At 60.4% G+C, this 20,154-nt stretch carries 20 protein-coding genes and 1 tRNA gene; 16 read left to right on the forward strand and 5 right to left on the reverse strand.

The features are described from left to right. Positions 1 to 76: 76 nt before the first annotated feature. A complete protein-coding gene (locus AC1RMF_RS01800; protein ID WP_493139088.1) occupies positions 77 to 985 on the forward strand; it encodes a patatin-like phospholipase family protein in 909 nt (302 codons plus the stop codon). Between the two features lie 198 nt (positions 986 to 1,183). Here the strand turns inward: AC1RMF_RS01800 and AC1RMF_RS01805 are convergent, their stop codons facing one another. Next, the gene (locus tag AC1RMF_RS01805) at positions 1,184 to 1,729 is read right to left on the reverse strand and encodes a phasin family protein (RefSeq protein ID WP_342617854.1); all 546 of its coding nucleotides are present in this window, start codon (positions 1,727 to 1,729) and stop codon (positions 1,184 to 1,186) included. A 244-nt stretch (positions 1,730 to 1,973) separates the two neighbouring features. On the opposite strand from AC1RMF_RS01805, the gene AC1RMF_RS01810 reads away from it, so the two are divergent. The 9 genes from AC1RMF_RS01810 to AC1RMF_RS01850 are packed head-to-tail and all read left to right on the forward strand — an operon-like array spanning position 1,974 to position 11,286. Beyond that, complete coding sequence (locus tag AC1RMF_RS01810) at positions 1,974 to 2,417, forward strand: acyl-CoA thioesterase (protein WP_342617853.1); 444 nt, start codon at positions 1,974 to 1,976, stop codon at positions 2,415 to 2,417. After that, positions 2,414 to 3,109 (forward strand): nitroreductase, encoded by a 696-nt coding sequence (locus tag AC1RMF_RS01815; RefSeq protein ID WP_493139091.1) that lies wholly within the window; start codon positions 2,414 to 2,416, stop codon positions 3,107 to 3,109. Before AC1RMF_RS01810 ends, AC1RMF_RS01815 begins: the two co-directional genes overlap by 4 nt. Positions 3,110 to 3,118: 9 nt before the next feature. Further along, on the forward strand, positions 3,119 to 4,969 hold the full coding sequence (locus AC1RMF_RS01820; protein ID WP_493139093.1) for an ABC transporter permease: 1,851 nt from the start codon (positions 3,119 to 3,121) through the stop codon (positions 4,967 to 4,969). Further along, positions 4,962 to 5,789 (forward strand): ABC transporter ATP-binding protein, encoded by an 828-nt coding sequence (locus tag AC1RMF_RS01825; protein WP_493139095.1) that lies wholly within the window; start codon positions 4,962 to 4,964, stop codon positions 5,787 to 5,789. The genes AC1RMF_RS01820 and AC1RMF_RS01825 overlap by 8 nt, the downstream gene beginning before the upstream one ends. After that, positions 5,782 to 6,456, forward strand: a complete 675-nt coding sequence (locus tag AC1RMF_RS01830) for an ABC transporter ATP-binding protein (protein ID WP_493139097.1) — start codon at positions 5,782 to 5,784, stop codon at positions 6,454 to 6,456. Before AC1RMF_RS01825 ends, AC1RMF_RS01830 begins: the two co-directional genes overlap by 8 nt. Continuing rightward, positions 6,453 to 7,661, forward strand: coding sequence for a nicotinate phosphoribosyltransferase (gene pncB, locus AC1RMF_RS01835; RefSeq protein ID WP_493139099.1), 1,209 nt, complete (start codon positions 6,453 to 6,455; stop codon positions 7,659 to 7,661). The genes AC1RMF_RS01830 and pncB overlap by 4 nt, the downstream gene beginning before the upstream one ends. A 51-nt stretch (positions 7,662 to 7,712) precedes the next feature. Next, entirely contained in the window at positions 7,713 to 8,705 is a 993-nt protein-coding gene (locus AC1RMF_RS01840) for a 2-hydroxyacid dehydrogenase (protein ID WP_493139101.1), read from the forward strand. A 15-nt stretch (positions 8,706 to 8,720) separates the two neighbouring features. After that, positions 8,721 to 10,109, forward strand: coding sequence for a DNA recombination protein RmuC (locus AC1RMF_RS01845; protein WP_493139103.1), 1,389 nt, complete (start codon positions 8,721 to 8,723; stop codon positions 10,107 to 10,109). Beyond that, positions 10,102 to 11,286, forward strand: coding sequence for an MFS transporter (locus AC1RMF_RS01850; RefSeq protein WP_493139105.1), 1,185 nt, complete (start codon positions 10,102 to 10,104; stop codon positions 11,284 to 11,286). Before AC1RMF_RS01845 ends, AC1RMF_RS01850 begins: the two co-directional genes overlap by 8 nt. 30 nt (positions 11,287 to 11,316) lie before the next feature. Here the strand turns inward: AC1RMF_RS01850 and AC1RMF_RS01855 are convergent, their stop codons facing one another. Together AC1RMF_RS01855 and AC1RMF_RS01860 are read right to left on the reverse strand one after the other, a co-directional pair. After that, the gene (locus AC1RMF_RS01855) at positions 11,317 to 12,189 is read right to left on the reverse strand and encodes an LOG family protein (protein ID WP_493139107.1); all 873 of its coding nucleotides are present in this window, start codon (positions 12,187 to 12,189) and stop codon (positions 11,317 to 11,319) included. Between the two features lie 29 nt (positions 12,190 to 12,218). Beyond that, positions 12,219 to 12,809, reverse strand: coding sequence for a helix-turn-helix domain-containing protein (locus AC1RMF_RS01860; protein ID WP_493139109.1), 591 nt, complete (start codon positions 12,807 to 12,809; stop codon positions 12,219 to 12,221). A 114-nt stretch (positions 12,810 to 12,923) separates the two neighbouring features. On the opposite strand from AC1RMF_RS01860, the gene kbl reads away from it, so the two are divergent. Together kbl and AC1RMF_RS01870 are read left to right on the forward strand one after the other, a co-directional pair. Then, a complete protein-coding gene (gene kbl, locus AC1RMF_RS01865; RefSeq protein WP_493139111.1) occupies positions 12,924 to 14,147 on the forward strand; it encodes a glycine C-acetyltransferase in 1,224 nt (407 codons plus the stop codon). Then, a complete protein-coding gene (locus AC1RMF_RS01870) occupies positions 14,144 to 15,091 on the forward strand; it encodes an NAD-dependent epimerase/dehydratase family protein (RefSeq protein ID WP_493139113.1) in 948 nt (315 codons plus the stop codon). Before kbl ends, AC1RMF_RS01870 begins: the two co-directional genes overlap by 4 nt. An 81-nt stretch (positions 15,092 to 15,172) precedes the next feature. Here AC1RMF_RS01870 and efp read toward each other — a convergent pair whose 3' ends face one another. Together efp and earP are read right to left on the reverse strand one after the other, a co-directional pair. Further along, entirely contained in the window at positions 15,173 to 15,727 is a 555-nt protein-coding gene (efp, locus tag AC1RMF_RS01875) for an elongation factor P (RefSeq protein ID WP_342617842.1), read from the reverse strand. 119 nt (positions 15,728 to 15,846) lie between these two features. After that, positions 15,847 to 16,980, reverse strand: coding sequence for an elongation factor P maturation arginine rhamnosyltransferase EarP (gene earP / locus AC1RMF_RS01880; RefSeq protein ID WP_493139114.1), 1,134 nt, complete (start codon positions 16,978 to 16,980; stop codon positions 15,847 to 15,849). A gap of 31 nt (positions 16,981 to 17,011) precedes the next feature. Between earP and uvrC the strand changes: the two genes are divergently transcribed. The 4 genes from uvrC (at position 17,012) to AC1RMF_RS01900 (ending at position 20,116) form a co-directional block, all read left to right on the forward strand. Continuing rightward, on the forward strand, positions 17,012 to 18,988 hold the full coding sequence (gene uvrC / locus AC1RMF_RS01885; RefSeq protein WP_493139116.1) for an excinuclease ABC subunit UvrC: 1,977 nt from the start codon (positions 17,012 to 17,014) through the stop codon (positions 18,986 to 18,988). Positions 18,989 to 19,007: 19 nt separating this feature from the next. Further along, the gene (gene pgsA, locus AC1RMF_RS01890) at positions 19,008 to 19,583 is read left to right on the forward strand and encodes a CDP-diacylglycerol--glycerol-3-phosphate 3-phosphatidyltransferase (RefSeq protein ID WP_493139117.1); all 576 of its coding nucleotides are present in this window, start codon (positions 19,008 to 19,010) and stop codon (positions 19,581 to 19,583) included. 167 nt (positions 19,584 to 19,750) lie between these two features. Beyond that, on the forward strand, positions 19,751 to 20,023 hold the full coding sequence (locus tag AC1RMF_RS01895) for an HU family DNA-binding protein (protein ID WP_057675617.1): 273 nt from the start codon (positions 19,751 to 19,753) through the stop codon (positions 20,021 to 20,023). A 17-nt stretch (positions 20,024 to 20,040) separates the two neighbouring features. Next, positions 20,041 to 20,116, forward strand: a tRNA-Val gene (locus tag AC1RMF_RS01900). The last annotated feature ends 38 nt before the right edge of the window (positions 20,117 to 20,154 follow it).

Consider the following 20,154-nt stretch of genomic DNA (forward strand, 5'->3'; position numbering starts at 1 on the left):
ATATCGGGAGCCGCAGAAGGCGTCGCCTTTGCAGACAGAATAGCGGATATAGAAACACCGGTCCTTTCCGAACGCAATGACGTCATTTCGCCCCTTCTTTTTCCCCGCCTTGCTGGCACTTGTTTTGGCTGCTTGCTCATCGGCACCCGTCATCGAAACGCCAGTACCTACGCAGCCTGTGCAGCCTCCCGTTGCCATCAAGGTGCCGCCCAGAATCGGCCTGGCCCTGGGTGGCGGCGCAGCGCGTGGGTTTGCCCATGTGGGCGTGATTCAGGTTCTGGAGGAAGCGGGCATACGTCCCACATTGGTGACAGGAACTTCTGCGGGGAGTCTGGTCGCTGCCATTTACGCTAGCGGCAAGAACGGTGCGCAGTTGCAGCAGGTTGCCGAAACCATGGAAGAGGCGGCAATCGCCGATTGGAGCCTGCAAATATTTAGCCGAGGAGCATTGCGTGGCGAGGCATTGGGCCGCTATGTCAATGCGCAGGTGAATGGCCGGCTCATAGAAAATATGCCCCTGCCTCTGGGCATTGTTGCTACCGACTTGAATAGCGGACAGGAGACGCTGTTCCAGCGCGGGGATACGGCCACGGCGGTGCGGGCTTCCAGCGCGGTTCCAGCCGTATTTCAGCCAGTGCGGATTTCAGGGCGCGACTACGTGGATGGCGGGCTGGTGTCACCCGTGCCAGTACGTGCTGCGCGCCGAATGGGCGCTGAGCTGGTCATTGCGGTGGACATTTCCACACCGCCGGACGGTAACTTGTCGGGCGGAACCCTGGAAATCCTGCTCCAGACGTTTTCCATCATGGGCAAGAGCATCAACGCCTATGAGCTCAAAGATGCTGATGTGGTGATTCGCCCCAATCTTTCCGGCATATCGAGTGCCGACTTCAGCGCACGCAAGCGCTCCATCGAGGCGGGCCGCCAGGCCATGCTGCAAGCCTTGCCCCTGTTGCGTGCGGCCATCGCTGCCAAGACCCGGTGAAATGGTTGAGCCAAAAAAAAGGCCCCGTCTTGCAACGAGGCCTTGAAGGGATCCCTGAACCTGATGGTTTCGAAAGGACCCGAGGAGACAACCGGTAGAAACAAAGAGTTCCTGATGGGTTTAATTATCTCAGGGTTTTCCCTCGGTTTCTAGAGCCAGAAGAGAAAAAAGACAAATATTCTCTTTCTGGCGTCGAAATTAGCGCTTCTTGGCAGTGCTGGCTGCTTTGGTAGCAGTGGAAGCAACAGCGTTGAAATTGGCTTCTGCCACTTCAGTGGCCTGCTTTACAGCCTTTTGCACGGATTCCAGTGCGTTGTTGGCGGCAGAAACAGAGCTCTTCAGGATGGCAACAGCGGCTTCAGAGCCAGCAGGTGCATTCTTGGCAGCGCTGTCAACCAGGGTTGCAAACTTGGCTTGAGCGTCGGCGGCCTGGCCTTCGATAGCCTTGGTGAACTCGGCACCGGTGCTGGTGGCGATGTCATACAGGTGACGGCTGTAGGCAGCGGTCTTTTCGGCCAGGGGTTGCAGCAGGCCGGATTGCAGGGCGATCAGCTCTTGCACGTCCTTCACGCTCAGAACGGTCTGGGCGTGGCTGGAAACTTCAGACAGGGCAGCCTTGGAGGCCGTCAGGTTCAGTTCCACAATCTTTTCAACGCCTTCGAATGCCTTGTTGGTCAGACCAAACAGGGTTTCGATGTTGGCTTTTTGTGCTGCGACGACTTGTTCAACGGTAAGAACGGACATTTTGTAACTCCAAATAGGTATGAATCGACGGGACTACTTGCCTGCGTTCCCATGGGGCTTGTGCGACTCAATGTTGCACCGCAGCATGGTTTGCATTGTAGTCAGGCATCCGGCCTTTGCAAGCCCTTTTTGTTGCGATGCAGCAATTTAGAGAGGAGCTTCTAAATGTTTACGGTGGTGAGGGGGCCGGTCACGCCCGCGACACCACCGAATTGAATCGTCGACGGACTGGCAAAATCAAGGGATGTCTACCACGCCTACCCAGCGCCCAGAACCCGAACCGCGCAGTGCCTACAAGGTCTTTCGCACGATACCCACGCGATGGAATGACAACGATATTTATGGGCATGTCAACAACGTCGTTTATTACAGCTGGTTCGATACTGCGGTCAACACCTGGCTGATCGAGAGTGGTGTGTTGGATATCCATGCCGGCGCAACCGTAGGGTTGGTGGTGGAGACGCATTGCAATTTCTTTGCGCCGCTGGCTTTCCCGCAGCCTGTAGATGTTGGGCTGCGCATTGCGCACCTGGGCAAGAGCAGTGTGCGCTATGAGCTGGCGGTGTTCTCCGAGTCCGGAGCGTGCGCGGCCAAAGGCCATTTTGTGCACGTCTACGTAGATGCGCAGACGCACCGACCGGTAGACCTTCCCATCCCTTTGAAAAACCTCCTGGAGACCGCTGCATGACCCGCTCTGCGATAGACGAAGCTATTACCTCCCGACGCTCGGTGCGCGCATTCACCCAGCAACCGGTTGCCCGCGCCGACATCGAGCACATTCTGGAGGTCGCCAGTCGCGCGCCGTCGGGCACCAATTGCCAGCCATGGAAGGTGTACGTCCTGCAGGGAGCCAAGCGCGACGAACTGGTGCGCCTGACATGTGCTGCCCATGACGCTCTGCGCGCCGACCCCAGCCTGGCGGAGCTCTACAAGGAAGAGTACGACTACTATCCCCAGAAATGGGTCAGCCCCTACATCGATAGGCGTCGCGAAAATGGCTGGAGTCTGTATGGCTTGCTGGGTATCGGCAAGGGCGACAAGGACAAGATGCATGAGCAACACCAGCGCAACTTCCGTCTATTCGACGCGCCCGTGGGCCTGATGTTTACCGTGGACCGCGTCATGGGCCGCGGCTCCCTGGTGGACTACGGTGCTTTTCTGCAGAACATCATGGTGTGCGCTCGGGGGCTGGGGCTGGACACCTGCCCGCAGGCGGCATGGAACGGCTTTTCCAGCATCGTCCTTCCGCTGATTGGCGCGGGCCCAGACGAAATGCTGGTCTGCGGCATGGCCCTGGGCCATGCCGATGAACAGGCCATTGTGAACACGTTTCACACACCCCGCGTGCCGGTACAAGATTTCACGCACTGGCTGGACTGAAGCGCCGCAATGGCTGCCTTGGCGATTGCACTGCTGGACGGACTGAGCTACGCAAGTACGCTGTTTCTGGTGGCAGCCGGACTGACCCTGATCTTCGGGGTCACGCGCATCGTCAATTTTGCCCATGGCAGCTTCTTCATGCTGGGTGCGCTCTTTGCGGCCCACTGGCTGGTGGGCTGGTTTCCGGCGTGGGCTGATAACGCATGGCTGTATGCCTGCGCCATGGCGTTGGGAGCGCTGTGTGCCGCATTGGCCGGTGCGCTGGCTGAGGTGGTCTTGTTGCGCCGGCTTTATGGCGTCCCTGAGCTCTATCAGCTGGTTGCCACCTTTGGTTTGACGCTGGCAATGCACGATGGCATGCGCTGGATATTCGGACCCGACGAAGTGTTTGCGCCACGCTTTCCTGGCCTCAAGGGTTCGATTGCCATCGGCGACGGCTTTTTCCCCACGTATCAGTTGCTCACGATTGCGCTGGGGCCGTTGCTGTGGGCCGTTCTGCATGGCACCTTGCATCACACGCGCTGGGGTGTGCGCCTGCGTGCGGCCACGTTGGACCGTGACATGCTGTCCGCACTGGGCGTATCACCCCGTCCCTTGATGCTGATTGCCGTGGCGTTGGGGTGTGCACTTGCGGGGCTAGGCGGAGCGCTGCAGTTGCCGCGCGAGCCAGCCAACCTTCAGATGGACATGAACATCATTGTAGAAACATTTGTGGTGGTCGTGACGGGCGGGCTGGGCAGCGTTGGTGGCGCCTTTCTGGCGGCTTTGCTGATCGGCCAGGTGCACTCCTTGGGGACCGCACTGATGCCTCAGGCCACGCTGGTCCTGGTCTTTGTCACCATGGGGCTGGTGCTGGCCTTGCGCCCTCAGGGGCTGGCGGGAACCGAGCTGCAACCCGTGCCACATGAGCAGGGCATCCGTTTTGCCCTATGGCCGCGAACCGCCGCGCGATTCTCGTGGTTGTGTGTTGGCCTGGTCGGGCTTGCCGCTCTGGCATGGTCTGCCGGACCGTATTGGCAATCACTGTGCGGTGATGCACTGATACTGATCGTTGTGGGTGTGAGCCTGCAGGCCATGATGGCCTTGGGTGCCCTGGTGAGCTTTGGTCATGCGGCCTTCTTCGGATTGGGGGCTTACGTTGCTGCATGGGTGCATCTGAGCTGGGGTTGGGGCCTGGGGCATGCCCTATTGGCGGCCAGCGTTTCCAGTTTGTGTCTGGCTGCCTTGGCTGGGCTCGTTCTGGTACGCCGCAGCGGTGTGTATCTGGCGATGCTCTCGCTGGCGTTGGCGCAGGTCCTGTGGGCCACGGCAAGCCAATGGGGCCCGGTGACCGGGGGCGACAACGGTCTGATCGGCCTGCAACTGGTTACGGAGGCTGGCCGACCGGTTTTCTACGCATTGCAGGTGCTGTTGGCCGTGGGGGCCGTTGTTTTGTTGCGGAGCTTGGTGCGTTCGCCCCTGGGCGCGGCTGTGCAGGCCGTGCGGGATGCGCCCTTGCGGGCTGCTGCCAGTGGTCTGCCCTTGTATCGGGTTAAATGGAACATGCTGGTGCTCAGTGCGACGATGGCCGGCTTGGCCGGTGGCCTGTTCGCCGCGCACAAGGGCTCGGTGTTCCCATCAGCCCTGACGGTTGCCACCTCGGTCGATATCCTGTTGGTGGTGTTGCTGGGTGGCATGCACCAGCTCTGGGGCAGCGTGGCCGGCGCTTTGGTGCTGGTCGTGGCCAGTAGTGCGCTTGGCCGCGGGTTTGACTATTGGCGCGGAGCGCTGGGCCTGCTGGTGATGATCATCATGGTGTGGGCGCCTTCGGGCCTGCTCGGATTTCGCCGCGCGCTTGCGACCAGGGATTTTCATGACTGAAACGTCGGGTCTGGAGGTACGCGATCTGGCTCGTCACTTTGGTGGCATGCAGGCGGTTCGTGGCGTGAGTTTCAAGGTTCTGCCCGGTGAGTGCGTGGCGTTGATTGGTCCCAATGGGGCAGGCAAGTCCACCACCTTCGCCTGCATCGCGGGGCAGCATGCACTGAGCGCCGGACAGATCGTGTGGAATGGCGAGCGGGTGGACCTGCTGCGGCCAGCGCAGCGCCTGCATCGCGGCATGGCGCGCACTTTTCAGGTGGCGCAGACCTTCGAGGCCTTGACCGTGCTGCAAAACGTGCAGCTTTTGTTGCGCGATACACCGGTACTCCACCCCTTGCGATCGCTGGATGCCATGCCGCAGGATCGTGCCCTCGCGCTGCTGCAACGTGTGGACTTGCACGAACAGGCTGCATTGGATGCACGCCAACTCCCTTACGGCGCCAAGAAGCGGCTCGAGCTGGCCATGGCGCTGGCCGGGCTGGAACCTGGCACATCGCAGCGAGCAGCCCAAACAACCCGCGCCGCCAGACTGCTGTTGCTGGATGAGCCGGCGGCTGGCCTGGCACCCGCAGAGCGCGCCGCATTGATGCGTCTGGTGCAGGCGCTGACCCGTAATCCGAGCGCTGGCAGTCCCCTGGCCGTGCTGTACACCGAACACAACATGGACGCAGTGTTTGGCGTGGCGGATCGTGTGATGGTGCTCATGGAGGGGTGCATTGTGGCCAGCGGCAGTGCGCAGGAAGTTGCCGCGAACCCGTTGGTGCGCTCGCGTTACTTGGGGCATTCCTTCCGAATGACGGAGGAGGGGGCCCGTGCTTGAAGTGACTCGACTCAACGCCTGGTTTGGGGACGCACAGGCCCTCTTTGACGTGTCCTTGCAGGTGAAGCCGGGCGAGCTGGTGGTGCTGGATGGGCTCAACGGAGCTGGCAAATCCAGCTTGCTGCAGTCCCTCATGGGTCTGGGACCGCGTGCGCAAGGAGGTATTGTTTTTGCTGGACGGGAGATTTCCTCTTTGCCACCGCATCGGCGCGCCTTGATGGGGCTGGGTTATGTGCCCGAAAACCGGCGCCTTTTTGCGGATTTGACGGTGCTGGAGAACCTCACCGTGGCCGCACGTCCTGGCGTGTCTCATGGTCAGCAGCCTGACATGTATGGCCAACTGGAACAGGTATTTGCCATGTTTGCCCCGCTGAAGCCTCTGCGCAAACGCCGCGCGGCTGAGATGAGCGGGGGAGAACAGCAAATGCTCAGCATTGCCCGCACGCTCATGACTGCGCCCACTATGCTGCTGCTGGATGAGCCGTGTGAAGGGATCGCACCGGTGTTGGTGGAGTCGATTCGCGATGCCTTGTTGGCGTTGAAAGCACAGGGTTTGCCCATGTTGATTGCGGAACAAAATGCCCTACTGTCCGATCATGCGGACCGGGTCATTACACTGGTGGCCGGGCACATCAGCCGGCCCCTTTCCGAGCACAACGAAACATGATCATTACCAGCCTTCTGGATACCGACCTTTACAAGTTCACCATGATGCAGGCGGTGCTGCACCAGTTCCCCGGTGCGCAGGTAGAGTACCGCTTCAAATGTCGCAACCCCGGAATCCAGCTGGCTCCGTTTGTCGATGAAATCCGTGAGGAAATCCGGGCCTTGTGCGGCTTGCATTTCCTGGACAGCGAGTTGGCCTACCTGCGCTCCATGCGCTTCATCAAGAGCGACTTTGTGGACTTTCTGGGCCTCTTCAAGCTCAACGAAAAGTACATCACGGTCACGCCGTTGCCGTCGGGCGAAATCGGCATCGAGATCGTCGGCCCCTGGCTGCACACCATCTTGTTTGAAATACCGGTTCTGGCCATCGTCAACGAGGTCTATTTCCGCAACATGCAGAAGGTGCCGGACTTTGTCGAAGGGCGCAAGCGCCTGGATGTGAAGATCGGCCAGTTGCGGGCCGAAGGCCTGAGCGACCTGAAGATCGCAGACTACGGAACCCGGCGCCGTTTTTCCCGCGCTTGGCACGAGGAAGTCATGCGCGTGCTGGCGGCACGCCTGGGCACCAGCCACAGCCCCGGACAGGCGCGCTCCATGCCGGGTCAACTCGCCGGCACCAGCAATGTGCTGCTGGCGATGAAGCTGGGCCTCACCCCCCTGGGAACCATGGCGCACGAATACCTGCAGGCCTGTCAGGCGCTGGGGCCGCGCCTGCGTGATAGCCAGATCTTTGCCTTTGAATCCTGGGCCCGGGAATACCGTGGAGACTTGGGCATTGCGCTCAGTGACGTCTATGGCATGAATGCCTTTCTGCGCGACTTTGACATGTATTTCTGCAAGCTCTTCGATGGCGCACGGCACGACAGTGGCGACCCGTTCCAGTGGGGCGAGCGCATGCTGGAGCACTACACGCGAAACCGTGTCGACCCACGCACCAAGACGCTGATCTTCAGTGACGCGCTGACCGTGCCACGCACCATTGAGCTGTACCAGCAGTTCCGGGGGCGTTGCCAACTGGCTTTCGGTATTGGCACCAATCTCACCAACGATCTGGGCTACGAGCCCCTGCAAATCGTCATCAAGATGGTGCGTTGCAACGGCCAGCCTGTGGCCAAACTCTCTGACACACCCTCCAAGAACATGTGCGAGGACGAACGTTATCTGGCCTATTTGCGTCAGGTGTTTGAAATCGAGCAGCCAGCCTGAGGCGCACTGCGTGCCTTGAACTGAAATCCCCCAATCCCAATTCGGTGATCCATGACCCAACCCGCCGTCCTCATTACCCGCGCCATATTCCCGCACGTTCTGGAGCAGCTCAGCCAGCACTTTGATGTCGAGTCCAACCAGGAGGATGTCATCTGGTCGCGCGAAGAGCTGGTGCGGCGCCTGCAGGGCAAGGCAGGCGCCTTCATGACTGGTACCGAGCGCGTCGATGCCGAATTGCTGGCGCAGTGCCCCGGGCTGAAGATCTGCGCCAACATGACCGTGGGGTACAACAATTTCGACTTAGGCGCCATGAGCGCGGCCGGGGTGCTGGGCACCAACGCGCCCGACGTGCTGACCGAGACCACGGCGGACTTTGGCTTCGCACTGCTGATGGCAACTGCCCGGCGTGTCACAGAGAGCGAGCATTACCTGCGTGCTGGCAAGTGGACGCGCTGGAGCTACAACATGTTTGCCGGTGCCGAAGTTCACGGAAGCACCCTGGGCATCGTGGGCATGGGCCGCATCGGGCAGGCGGTGGCCAAGCGTGCCGCGCTGGGCTTTGGCATGCAGGTGATCTACCACAACCGCTCCCGTCTGGACGCCGCCACCGAGGCGGCCGTGCAGGCGCGTTACGTGGGCAAGGAGGAACTGCTCAAGACGGCGGACCATGTGATGCTGGTGCTGCCGTATTCGGCCAGCTCGCACCATACCATTGGTGCCGCCGAGCTCGCGCTCATGAAGCCCACAGCCACGCTGATCAATATCGCCCGTGGCGGCATTGTGGATGACGCTGCCCTGGCCGAAGCACTGCGCGAAGGGCGCATCGCTGCCGCGGGCCTGGATGTGTTTGAAGGCGAGCCTTCGGTCAACCCGGCACTGCTCACTGTGCCCAATGTGGTGCTGACACCGCACATCGCCAGCTCTACCATCGGAACCCGCAAGGCCATGGCGGCCCTGGCGGTGGACAACCTGATCGGCTTTCTGGTGCATGGCAAGCCGGTCACACCGTTGAACCCAGAAGTCCTGTCGCCGCGTGGCGCTTAAGTGGAAGCTGCATCCTTGAACCCTACTCTTGTGTGGGCCTTGCTGGCCCTGGTGTTGTTGAACACCGTGGTACTCGCGTGGCTGGCCTTGCGCAAGCACGATGCGCAGCACGACCAATTGCGTCTTCAGCAGGAAGAGGCCGCGCGCCAGCAACTGCTGTCCGCCATGGCCGCGCAGACGCAGAACATGGAGCGCGCCTTGCGCCAGGAGATTGCCGAGTCCGGCCGCAGTGCGCGGCAGGAAGCATCGCAGAGCTTGGCCACCTTCCAGCAGACCTTGGTGCAGCAGGCGGCTGAGGCCACCCGAACCCAGAACAGCCAGATTGATGCCTTCGGCCAGCAGCTTGCTTTGCTGCAAAAGACCTTGTCCGATACGCTGACGCTGCAGCTTGGCAATGTGAGCGAGTCCAACGCGCGTCGCATGTCCGAAATCCGCCAGACGCTGGAGGCGCAACTGGCGCAGCTGCAAACCAGCAACGCCGCCAAGCTGGACGAGATGCGCTCCACTGTGGACGAGAAGCTGCAGTCCACCCTGCAGGCGCGTCTGGGTGAGAGCTTCAAGCAGGTGGCCGAGCGGTTGGAACAGGTGCACAAGGGGCTGGGCGAAATGCAGACCCTGGCGCAAGGCGTGGGCGACCTCAAGCATTTGCTCACCAACGTCAAGACCCGTGGCATGTTCGGTGAAGCGCAGCTGGCCAGCCTGCTGGAGCAGGTGCTGGTACCGGACCAATACGCCGCGCAGGTGGCCACCAAGCCGGGCAGCAAGAACGTGGTGGACTTTGCCATCAAGCTGCCAGGCAAGTCCGACTCGGGCGAGCCGCTGTGGCTGCCGATCGACGCAAAATTTCCCAATGAGGATTACGAACGTCTGCTCGACGCACAGGGCAGGGCAGACGTGCTGGCAGCCGAGGCGGCCGGTAAGGCGCTGGAACTGCGCATGCGTCTGGAAGCCAAGTCGATCAACGAAAAATATGTGGAGCCGCCGTACACCACGGACTTCGCGATCCTGTTCCTACCTACCGAGGGCTTGTATGCCGAGGTGCTGCGCCGCCCCGGTCTGATGGAAAGCCTGCAACGCGACCACCGCATCACGCTTGCGGGTCCGACCACGCTGCTGGCCATTCTGAGTTCCCTGCAAATGGGCTTTCGCACACTGGCACTGGAAAAGCGCAGCAGCGAGGTCTGGCAGGTGCTGGGCGCGGTCAAGAACGAATTCGGCAAGTTCGGCGATGTGCTAGCCAAGGTCAAGTCCCAGACCGAGACGGTGCTCAAGACACTGGACAACGCCCAGGTGCGCAGCCGGGCCATGGACCGCGCATTGCGCAAGGTGGAGAGCCTGCCAGACACCCAGGCCCAGACACTGATCGCGATGGACAGTGGTGATCTGGACGGCGAGATTGGCTAAGGCTTCTTCCTGGGCCCTGGCCCGCCTGGTCGCGGGTCACATCTGTTTGCATGGCGCCATGGCCGGTACCCGCATGGCAGCGCCCTTGCTGGCTCTGCAGCAGGGCTATGGTGCGCTGTCGGTCGGCAGCCTGTTGGCGCTGTTTTCGCTCACCCAGGTATTTCTAGCCATTCCTGCAGGGCGTTATGCCGACCGCCATGGGCTCAAGCGCCCGGTGGGGCTGGCCCTGATTGTGGCCGTGTTGGGTGCAACGCTTGCCGTACTGTGGCCACGTTTTGAAATCCTGTGTCTGACTGCCCTGTGCATGGGTGGTGCCACGGGGTCTGCCTCGATCGCACTGCAACGCCATGTCGGACGCGCGGCCCATGATGCAACCGAGCTCAAGCGCGTGTTCAGCTGGCTATCCATAGGACCTGCCGTGTCGAACTTCTTTGGCCCCGTGGTCGCCGGGCTGTTGATCGACCATGCCGGTGTGTGGATGGGGGGCGCGGCGGCAGATAGCAATGGCTTTCGTGCAGCCTTCCTGTTCATGGCCTTGTTGCCGCTGCTGACCTGGGCCTGGGTGCGCCACACGGAGGAGCTACCTCCTGTAGAGCATCCCACCGGTGTGCCCAGACCACAGGTCTGGCACTTGTTGCGCGAACCCGCAATGCGTCGCTTGCTGCTGGTGAACTGGCTGCTCTCCAGCTGCTGGGATGTGCACACCTTTGTCGTCCCCGTGCTGGGGCACGAGCGGCAATTCAGCGCGTCGGTGATTGGCGCCATTCTGGGAAGTTTTGCGGTAGCCGCTGCCTGCGTGCGTGTCCTCATGCCCATGCTGGCAGTGCATCTGAAAGAGTGGGTGGTGGTCAACGGCGCGATGGTGATGACGGCGTTGCTGTTTGCCATCTATCCCCTGATGCATACGCCGCTGGCCATGGGTATCTGCTCGGTGTTACTCGGACTGGCGCTGGGAACGGTGCAACCGATGATCATGAGCACTTTGCATCAGATCACGCCCCACGCGTTGCATGGGCAGGCGATAGGCCTGCGGCTGATGAGCATCAACCTCTCCAGCGTGCTCATGCCCATGCTGTTTGGCACTGCGGGTATGGTGGTGGGCGTGTCCATCGTGTTCTGGACTGTGGGCGCAGCGGTGGGGCTGGGCTCGCGCGCCGCCTGGCATCTGCGCCCCTGAAAAGCCTGCCTGACGGGCAGGCTTGTAAAGTCAGTTGGCCCGAAGCCCGTAAAAGGATCGGATCATGTCCCAGGCTTCCTGTGGATCATCGGAATACTGGACCAGGGCCAGATCCTCCTGCGCAATGGTGCCTTCCTCCACCAGCACATCCAGGTTCACCAGCCGCTTCCAGTAGTCGGTTCCGAACAGAATGATGGGTACCGGTTTGGACTTTTGGGTCTGTACCAGCGTGATTACTTCAAACAGCTCGTCCAGTGTGCCGAAGCCGCCAGGGAAGGCGACCAGTGCCTTGGCCCGCATCATGAAGTGCATTTTGCGGATGGCAAAGTAATGGAACTTGAAGCTCAGCGAAGGCGTCACATACGGGTTGGCCTTTTGTTCGTGCGGCAAGGTGATGTTGAGGCCGGGTGTGGGCGCACCCAGTTCGTGGGCGCCGCGGTTAGCCGCTTCCATGATGCCGGGTCCTCCGCCAGTGCAGATGTACAGGCGCTGATCCTGCGGTGCGTTCAGGCTGTACTGTGCAACCAGGCGTGCAAACAAACGGGCGTTGTCATAGTGTCTGGCGTTGCGCATATGCCGTTGGGCTACGGCGATTTGCTCCACGTCGCCCACGGCCTGCGCCTTGGACAGGCGTTCCTGTGCGACTTCCGGGGAGACAAAGCGTGCGCTGCCAAACACCACCACGGTGTCGTCCACACCTTGTTCGGACTGGTCCAGGTCGGGCTTGAGCATCTCCAGTTGCATGCGCATGCCGCGGGTTTCGCGGCGCAACATGAATTCGGGGTCGGCGAAGGCCAGGCGGTAGGCGTCCGGTTGCAGTACGGTGCCTTCGTAGGCCATGGCATTGAGTTCGGCCCAGGCGTTGGCCAGGCGGCTTTCTTTGAGGTTTTGCGTGTTTTCCATGGGGTTATTGTGCATGCTGAAAAAGACAATTAGGCTGGGTGGATCACTACCAGCCAGCCGCTGGCCGCGGTTTTTCCTGTGTTGCGAATGCAGTGTGCATTGTCGGCACTGTAGCGTGCTGTTTCGCCGACCTTGAGCTTCTGGCTGGTATCTGCCAATTGCACTTCCATGCTGCCGGTTGTGACGGTAATGTGTTCCCGGGTGCCGGGCTCATGCGCCTCGGAGTCCAGCGCGCCACCGGGCTGCAGCCTGAGCTCATACCATTCAAACTGCCCAGCCATTTCCACGGGGCCCAGGATGCGCAGTTCGCACAGACCGTCTGGACTGCGCAGCGACGGTGTGGCCTGGGTGGCTACCAGCGTGATGGCCGGCGCGGCCTGCGGCGGTGCACCGCCCAGCAGATCTGCGATGGGCACGCCCAGCGCATTGGCCAAGCGCCAGACCACGGCGACGGTAGGGTTGGCCTGCGCCCGTTCAATCTGCGACAGCATGGACTTGGATACTCCAGCCTTGCGGGATAGCTCTTCCAGTGACAAGGCACTCGCCTGGCGCAGTGCGGCCAGGGTATCGCCCACACGGGGCGGCTCGTTTTCGATTTCACGGGGTTTTCGGCTAGCCATAGGTATGCGTACGCTATTGGGTGTTGTTCGATATAATGAAAAAATATTCGATATGCTGTATATTTGCAAAATCGTTAAACCATTGTGCCAGACTCCCGAACAAAAGGTGCCGCCATGACAATCAACGCTTCTTTCTATGCTCATCTGAACAACGAGCTCGACAGCATCCGTGCGGCCGGGTTGTACAAGTTCGAACGCATCATTGCCACGCCGCAGGGCGCGCACATCCGCATCTGCAAACCCGACGGCACGCAGCAGGATGTGCTGAATTTTTGCGCCAACAACTACCTGGGCCTGTCCTCGCACCCCCAAGTGGTGGAGGCGGCGCACGAGGCTCTGCGTACCCATGGCTACGGCCTGAGCTCGGTACGCTTTATTTGCGGCACCCAGGATTTGCACAAGGCACTGGAGGCACGCCTGTCGCGCTTTTTGGGAACCGAAGACACCATTCTTTACGCAGCAGCATTCGATGCCAATGGCGGCCTTTTCGAGCCCTTGTTGGGTGAACAGGATGCTGTCATCAGCGATGCGCTGAACCACGCTTCCATCATTGACGGCATACGCCTGTGCAAGGCGCAGAAGTACCGCTACGCCCACAACGACATGGCCGACCTGGAGCGTTGCCTCAAGGAAGCGCGCGCGGCCGGAGTGCGGCATATCCTGGTGTTTACCGATGGTGTGTTTTCCATGGATGGCACCGTGGCGCAACTCGATACCATGCGCGCCCTGTGTGACCGCTATGACGCACTGCTGGGCATTGACGAATGCCATGCCAGTGGCTTCATGGGCAAGACCGGTCGCGGCACGCATGAGTTCCGCGGTGTCTATGGCAAGGTGGACATCATCACCGGCACGCTGGGCAAGGCATTGGGCGGCGCATCGGGCGGATTTACCAGCGCCCGGCGTGAAGTGGTGGAGTTGCTGCGCCAACGCTCACGCCCGTACCTGTTCTCCAACACGGTGGCGCCCAGCATTGTGGGTGCTTCACTGGCGGTCCTGGACTTGCTGGAAGGTTCCACCGCCCTGCGTGACAAGTTGGAGGACAACACCCGCTATTTCCGACAGGCCATTACCGCAGCAGGCTTTGACATCAAGCCCGGCGACCACGCCATTGTTCCCATCATGGTGTACGACGCGGTGGCCGCGCAAAAGCTTGCGGCTCGCATGCTGGAGCTGGGTATTTACGTGGTGGGCTTCTTCTTTCCCGTGGTACCCAAGGGACAGGCCCGCATCCGTGTGCAGATGAGCGCCGTGCATGACCGCGCCCATCTGGAACAGGCGGTGGCTGCCTTTACCCAAGCCGGTACCGAACTCGGATTGATCGGAGGCAAGGCGTGAGTGTTCCCAAGATTCTGATCATCGGTGCCAATGGGCAGATTGGTACCGAGCTGACGGTTGCGCTGGCACAGCGCTACGGTACCGAAGCGGTGGTCACCAGCGATCTGGCGCCCGAAGGGCGCGTGGTCGGCGTGCACCACGAAATGCTGGATGCCACGGAGGCCTCTGCCTTGACCGAAGTGGTCAAACGCCATGAGGTGACACAGATCTACCTGCTGGCTGCGGCCCTGTCGGCCCGGGGTGAGCAACATCCCCAGTGGGCCTGGGACTTGAACATGAAGGGCTTGCTCAATGTGCTGGAGCTGGCCCGTACGCACAAGCTGGAACGTGTGTTTTGGCCCAGCTCCATTGCCGCCTTCGGCCCGACCACGCCGCGTGATGCCACACCGCAAAAGACCGTGATGGAGCCCACCACCATCTATGGCATATCCAAACTGGCGGGCGAGGGCTGGTGCGCCTGGTACCACCGCAACCATGGTGTGGACGTGCGCAGTCTGCGATATCCGGGTTTGATCAGTTGGAAGACCTTGCCTGGTGGTGGCACCACCGACTATGCCGTGGACATTTTTCACTCGGCCATCAAGACCGGGCGCTACACCTGCTTTCTGGCGCCGGACACGCGCCTGCCCATGATGTACATGTCGGATGCCATACGCGCCACGCTGGAGCTGATGGATGCACCTGCGGACAGCGTGCAGGAGCGTGGCTCCTACAACCTGGCGGCGGTGAGCTTCACACCTGAAGAGATTGCCACGGCCATTCGCAAATACATTCCCGGCTTTGAGATCAGCTACGCGCCGGATTTCCGTCAGGCCATTGCGGACAGCTGGCCGCGCTCCATAGATGACACTACCGCGCAGGCGCAATGGGGTTGGAAGGCAAGGTTCGATCTGGACGCCATCGTGGCGGACATGCTGGAAAACCTGCGGCGCACGCTGAAATAAAGCCAGCTTCCTTTGGACCAAAGAAAAAGCCCCGCATCGCGGGGCTTTTTTGTAACCGACCGAGGCCTTGCGGCCGGGCGCTTAGACGCGCTTGCGGTATTCGCCGGTACGGGTGTCGATTTCGACCTTGTCGCCTTGGGCCACGAAAATTGGCACGCCCAGTTCAAAACCGGTGGCGATCTTGGCGGGCTTGAGAACCTTGCCGGAGGTGTCGCCCTTGACAGCGGGTTCGGTCCAGGTGATTTCGCGCACCACGCTGGTGGGCAGTTCCACGGAGATGGCCTTGCCGTCGTAGAACACCACTTCGACTTCCATGCCGTCTTCCAGGTAGTTCAGCGAGTCGCCCATGTTTTCGGCTTCCACTTCGTACTGGTTGAATTCGCTGTCCATGCACACGTACATGGGGTCGGCAAAGTAGGAGTAGGTGCATTCCTTCTTGTCGAGGATGACCTGATCCATCTTGTCGTCGGCCTTGAAGACGACTTCGGTGCCAAAGTTGGCAATCAGGCTCTTGAGCTTCATGCGCACGGTGGCGGAGTTGCGGCCGCCACGGCTGTATTCGGTCTTGAGGACGACCATGGGGTCCTTGCCGTGCATGATGACGTTGCCGGCGCGAATTTCTTGAGCGATTTTCATAAAAGTCTGGTAGCAGTAGTTGCTGCGGGCCACAGGCCATCAGCGGTGTATGCCGCGTTCTGCGGCGGAGCGTGATTGGTCGCCAAAAAGTCAGGGCGAGATCAGCAAAGCCCTGGATTTTAACGGTTTTTCTGCACAAATTGAAGCAAACGAGTCAACAGGTCACTCATTTCGAGCTGCCGTGCACGTGCCGCTGTGACCTGGAATTGCCATTGCGCAAATTCGCCACCCTGAAAAACCTGCAATGCCCCAGCGGCTTGCGCGTCGTCCAGCAGGCCATTCCAGGCCAGATGCAGCCTTTGAACCGCAGGGCTCCACTGCATTTGCTGCATGAAGGCCTGGAGCTTGGGCGCGTGGGCCCCGTCATCCTGCGGGTAGATGTGCCACACAAAGGGTTTTCCAGCCCACAGGGCGCGTATGACCGAGTCCTCGCCGCGCACAAAATTCAGGTCGCAGCTGCGCAGCAGGACGTCAAAGTCAGGCTGGCTGAGCAGCGGCAGGTAGGTCACCTGCAAGGCCCCGCGGCGGGTTTCCTCGCCCAGCACGGCCCGCACCGCGTTGTGGGCCCGACCTTGCGTCACCAGCAGATGCGTCGCTTGACCGGCCGCAGCCAAGTGGGTGATCAGTTGTCCGAGCAGCGCAGGCTCGTAGCAGAACAGGGATACCAGGAAGGTGTGGCCGTCTTCAATGCCATGCTGCTGCAGAAAGCTGGTTCGAACGGCTGCCGGCAGGGGCGCATCACTCACGTCGGGCTCCCGCAACAAGCCTCCGGTTCCTTGGGTAAAGCCGGGGTAATAGAAATACTTGGTCCAACCCTTGGCCGGCCCATGCATCACCGGCGAGGGCAGGGCGTGGCTGCGTTCCACGTAGGGCTCGGCAGACAGGTACTCCAGGTTGATCCACCTCGGATGCCGCGTCGGGCAGTCTTGATGCTTGTCATGTCCGGCTGCCAGGACGTTTGCAAAGTGGGCAATAAAGGGCTCGGGAAGCTCACAGCCAAAAGCCTCTATCCACACCTCCGCGCAAGGCAGGTTACGCAACACGTCCACGTCGCTACCACGTTCCCATGCCAGAACCTGAACCCGCGGCCAAATGCCTTGCAGTGCGCCAGGTGCCATCCACTCCAGGGCGCTGGCATCGTCCACCCATAGGCGCACCTGGTGGTCACGCTGCGCAAGATCAGCGCTCAGGCGCCAGCAGACACCGAGATCACCATGGTTGTCGATCACGCGGCAAAAAATATCCCAGAGCATGGTCGGTATTGTCCATGGACAATACAGCCCCATGATTCCCGAGCATCCAGAAGAACTCCTGCGCGAAGTCGCATCACTGCCGCCCTTGCCGGGGGTGTACCGCTATTTCGATGCCCAAGGCCAAGTGTTGTATGTGGGCAAGGCCATCAATCTGAAGAAGCGGGTATCGAGCTACTTCCAGAAGAACCACGGCGGCACGCGCATCGGCCATATGGTCAGCAAGATCGTACGCATGGAAACCACGGTGGTGCGTTCCGAGGCAGAGGCGCTGCTGCTGGAAAACAATCTCATCAAGACGCTCAATCCCAAGTACAACATTCTGTTTCGGGATGACAAGAGCTACCCCTATCTGAAGATTTCCGGTCAACCGCTCAACGCCAAGCGGCTTGCGGAAAACGTGTCTGCAGAGGCGTCTTCTGCCAAGCTGGCGGCCAATCCCCATGCGTTTGCGCGCGTCTCCTACTACCGCGGCAGTGTGGAAAAAAAACACCGCTATTACGGACCTTATCCCAGCGCCTGGGCGGTCAAGGAAGCTATTCTGCTGATGCAAAAGGTGTTCCGCTTGCGCACCTGCGAAGACCCGGTGTTCAGCAACCGCACCCGTCCGTGTCTGCTTTATCAGATCAAGCGTTGCTCGGCTCCCTGCGTCGGCCATATCTCGGCGCAGGACTATGCATTGGACGTGGAAAACGCCGAGCGATTCCTGCATGGTGATGCGCAAGACGTGATGCGTGAACTCGAAGCCCGCATGATGGCCCATGCAGACAAGCTGGAATTTGAGCAGGCCGCGGAAATCCGCAACCAGGTGGCGTCGCTTTCCAATGTGTTGCACCAGCAGTCGGTGGACAACGTGTCGGACCGCGACGTGGACATTCTGGCGGTGAAGGTGCAAGGCGGCAAAGCCTGTGTGAATCTGGCCATGGTGCGGGGTGGCCGGCACCTGGGGGATCGTCCTTACTTCCCGGCACACGTCGACGACGCGGTTGGTCTGGAGGATGCAGACGAGGCCAAACGACCCAGTGTGGAAGTGCAGGTGCTGGAAGCCTTTCTGGCTCAGCATTACATTGACGTGCCCATGCCTTCGGTGCTGGTGGTGAGCGAGCCTGTGAGCAAGGACTTGCTGAAGGCGCTTTCCGAACAGACTGGCATGAAGGTGTCTGCTGTGCACCAGCCGCGCGAGCAACGCCGCGCCTGGTTGGACATGGCACAAACCAATGCCGATCTGCAACTGGCCCGTCTGCTGGCGGAAGAGGGATCACAGCAAGCCCGCACGCGTGCGTTGGCAGAGGCGCTTGACCTGGCGGCGGAAGACCTGGATGCCTTGCGCATCGAGTGCTTCGACATTTCCCATACCGCTGGTGAGAACACACAGGCATCCTGCGTGGTCTTTCATCACCACAAGATGCAGAACGCCGAGTACCGTCGCTACAACATTGACGGCATTACCGGAGGCGACGACTACGCCGCTATGCGCCAGGTGTTGACTCGGCGTTACGGCAAATTGGCCGAGGCGCTCAACGAAGCCAAGCATTCTGGCGTTACGTCCGCGGGAACAGGTCGCCTGCCGGATCTGGTGCTGGTGGACGGGGGCAAGGGCCAGGTGGCCATGGCGCGCGAAGTGTTTGAATCCCTGGGGCTCGATTTGTCCCTCATCGTGGGTGTCGAGAAAGGCGAGGGCCGCAAGGTCGGGCTGGAAGAACTCGTGTTTGCCGATGGACGTGAGAAGGTTTATCTGGGCGCGGATTCGGCGGCGCTGATGCTGGTGGCCCAGATACGTGACGAGGCCCACCGATTCGCCATTACCGGCATGCGCGCGCAGCGTGCCAAGGTGCGTTTGGGCGGCGGCAAGTTGGAGGAAATCCCGGGCATAGGCCCCAAGCGCAGAGCCAAGCTGCTGCAGCGTTTTGGTGGCGTGCGGGGCGTTGCTTTGGCTAGTGCAGCAGACATTGCCACGGTGGATGGCATATCGCACGAGTTGGCGGAAGAAATCTACAGAGCGCTGCATTAGGCGTGCCACAATCACCACCATGTTTTTGACCATCCCCACCATCATGACCTGGGCACGTATCGTTGCGATACCGTTCATCGTGGCGGTGTTCTATCTGCCGGACAGCATGCTGTCCGTGGCCGACAGGAATCTGGCCGCCACCGTCATGTTCGTGCTGTTTGCCCTCACGGATTGGCTGGATGGGTATCTTGCTCGCAAGCTCAATCAGACCTCGTCGTTTGGAGCGTTCCTGGACCCGGTGGCGGACAAGTTCCTGGTGTGCGCCTGTGTGCTGGTGCTGGTGCACTTGCAGCGTGCCGATGTGTTTGTCGCACTCATCATCATCGGCCGCGAGATCGCCATCTCTGCACTGCGTGAATGGATGGCTCAGATTGGTGCATCCAAGAGCGTGGCCGTACACATGATCGGCAAGGTCAAGACCGTGGTGCAAATGGTGGCCATTCCTTTTCTTCTGTTTGATGGCTTACTTTTTGGCGTGATCAATACCCATGTGTGGGGTGTCGTACTGATCTGGGTGGCATCGGTGCTGACCGTGTGGTCCATGGTTTACTACCTGCAAAAGGCGCTTCCAGAAATTCGCGCCCGAGCCCGGTAACAGGTCAAAAAGCCATTAGAATTCGCGTCCGCACCGTTGGAAATGTTGCGCGGCGTATTGACACACGAGGGGCCCATGGCTTTAATCGATCACGGCAGTTGTCACTGCCAGTCCGCACGCCGTGCCAGAACATTTCTTCCAACTTTGCATTCATTCAAGGGGTCTTTGTGAATAAAACTGAATTAATTGAGCACATCGCAAAACATGCAGATATTTCCAAGGCTGCAGCGACCCGTGCTTTGGAATCCACCATCGGCGCAGTGAAGACCACTCTGAAAAAAGGTGGCTCTGTATCGTTGGTTGGTTTTGGTACATTTGCGGTTGGCAAACGTGCCGCCCGCACCGGTCGCAATCCGCGTACCGGCGCTGCGATTAAAATAAAGGCTGCTAAAGTTCCTAAGTTCCGCCCAGGCAAGGCATTGAAAGATGCATTGAACTGAGCACTGGTTTTCAGGTGGGGTGATTAGCTCAGTTGGTAGAGCGGCGCCCTTACAAGGCGTAGGTCGGCGGTTCGAGCCCGTCATCACCCACCACCCACCCAAGCAAAGGCGAACAAGTTTGTTCGCCTTTT

The sequence above is a fragment of the Rhodoferax sp. GW822-FHT04A08 genome (assembly GCF_058801025.1).

Coding starts and splice junctions, on each gene's coding strand:
- pncB (WP_493139099.1), top strand. CDS start 6,453: ATGATCATTACCAGCCTTCTGGATACCGACCTTTACAAGTTCACCATG.
- AC1RMF_RS01820 (WP_493139093.1), top strand. CDS start 3,119: ATGGCTGCCTTGGCGATTGCACTGCTGGACGGACTGAGCTACGCAAGT.
- kbl (WP_493139111.1), top strand. CDS start 12,924: ATGACAATCAACGCTTCTTTCTATGCTCATCTGAACAACGAGCTCGAC.
- efp (WP_342617842.1), bottom strand. CDS start 15,727: ATGAAAATCGCTCAAGAAATTCGCGCCGGCAACGTCATCATGCACGGC.
- pgsA (WP_493139117.1), top strand. CDS start 19,008: ATGTTTTTGACCATCCCCACCATCATGACCTGGGCACGTATCGTTGCG.
- AC1RMF_RS01800 (WP_493139088.1), top strand. CDS start 77: ATGACGTCATTTCGCCCCTTCTTTTTCCCCGCCTTGCTGGCACTTGTT.
- AC1RMF_RS01855 (WP_493139107.1), bottom strand. CDS start 12,189: ATGGAAAACACGCAAAACCTCAAAGAAAGCCGCCTGGCCAACGCCTGG.
- AC1RMF_RS01825 (WP_493139095.1), top strand. CDS start 4,962: ATGACTGAAACGTCGGGTCTGGAGGTACGCGATCTGGCTCGTCACTTT.
- AC1RMF_RS01860 (WP_493139109.1), bottom strand. CDS start 12,809: ATGGCTAGCCGAAAACCCCGTGAAATCGAAAACGAGCCGCCCCGTGTG.
- AC1RMF_RS01805 (WP_342617854.1), bottom strand. CDS start 1,729: ATGTCCGTTCTTACCGTTGAACAAGTCGTCGCAGCACAAAAAGCCAAC.
- AC1RMF_RS01815 (WP_493139091.1), top strand. CDS start 2,414: ATGACCCGCTCTGCGATAGACGAAGCTATTACCTCCCGACGCTCGGTG.
- AC1RMF_RS01840 (WP_493139101.1), top strand. CDS start 7,713: ATGACCCAACCCGCCGTCCTCATTACCCGCGCCATATTCCCGCACGTT.
- earP (WP_493139114.1), bottom strand. CDS start 16,980: ATGCTCTGGGATATTTTTTGCCGCGTGATCGACAACCATGGTGATCTC.
- uvrC (WP_493139116.1), top strand. CDS start 17,012: ATGATTCCCGAGCATCCAGAAGAACTCCTGCGCGAAGTCGCATCACTG.
- AC1RMF_RS01810 (WP_342617853.1), top strand. CDS start 1,974: ATGTCTACCACGCCTACCCAGCGCCCAGAACCCGAACCGCGCAGTGCC.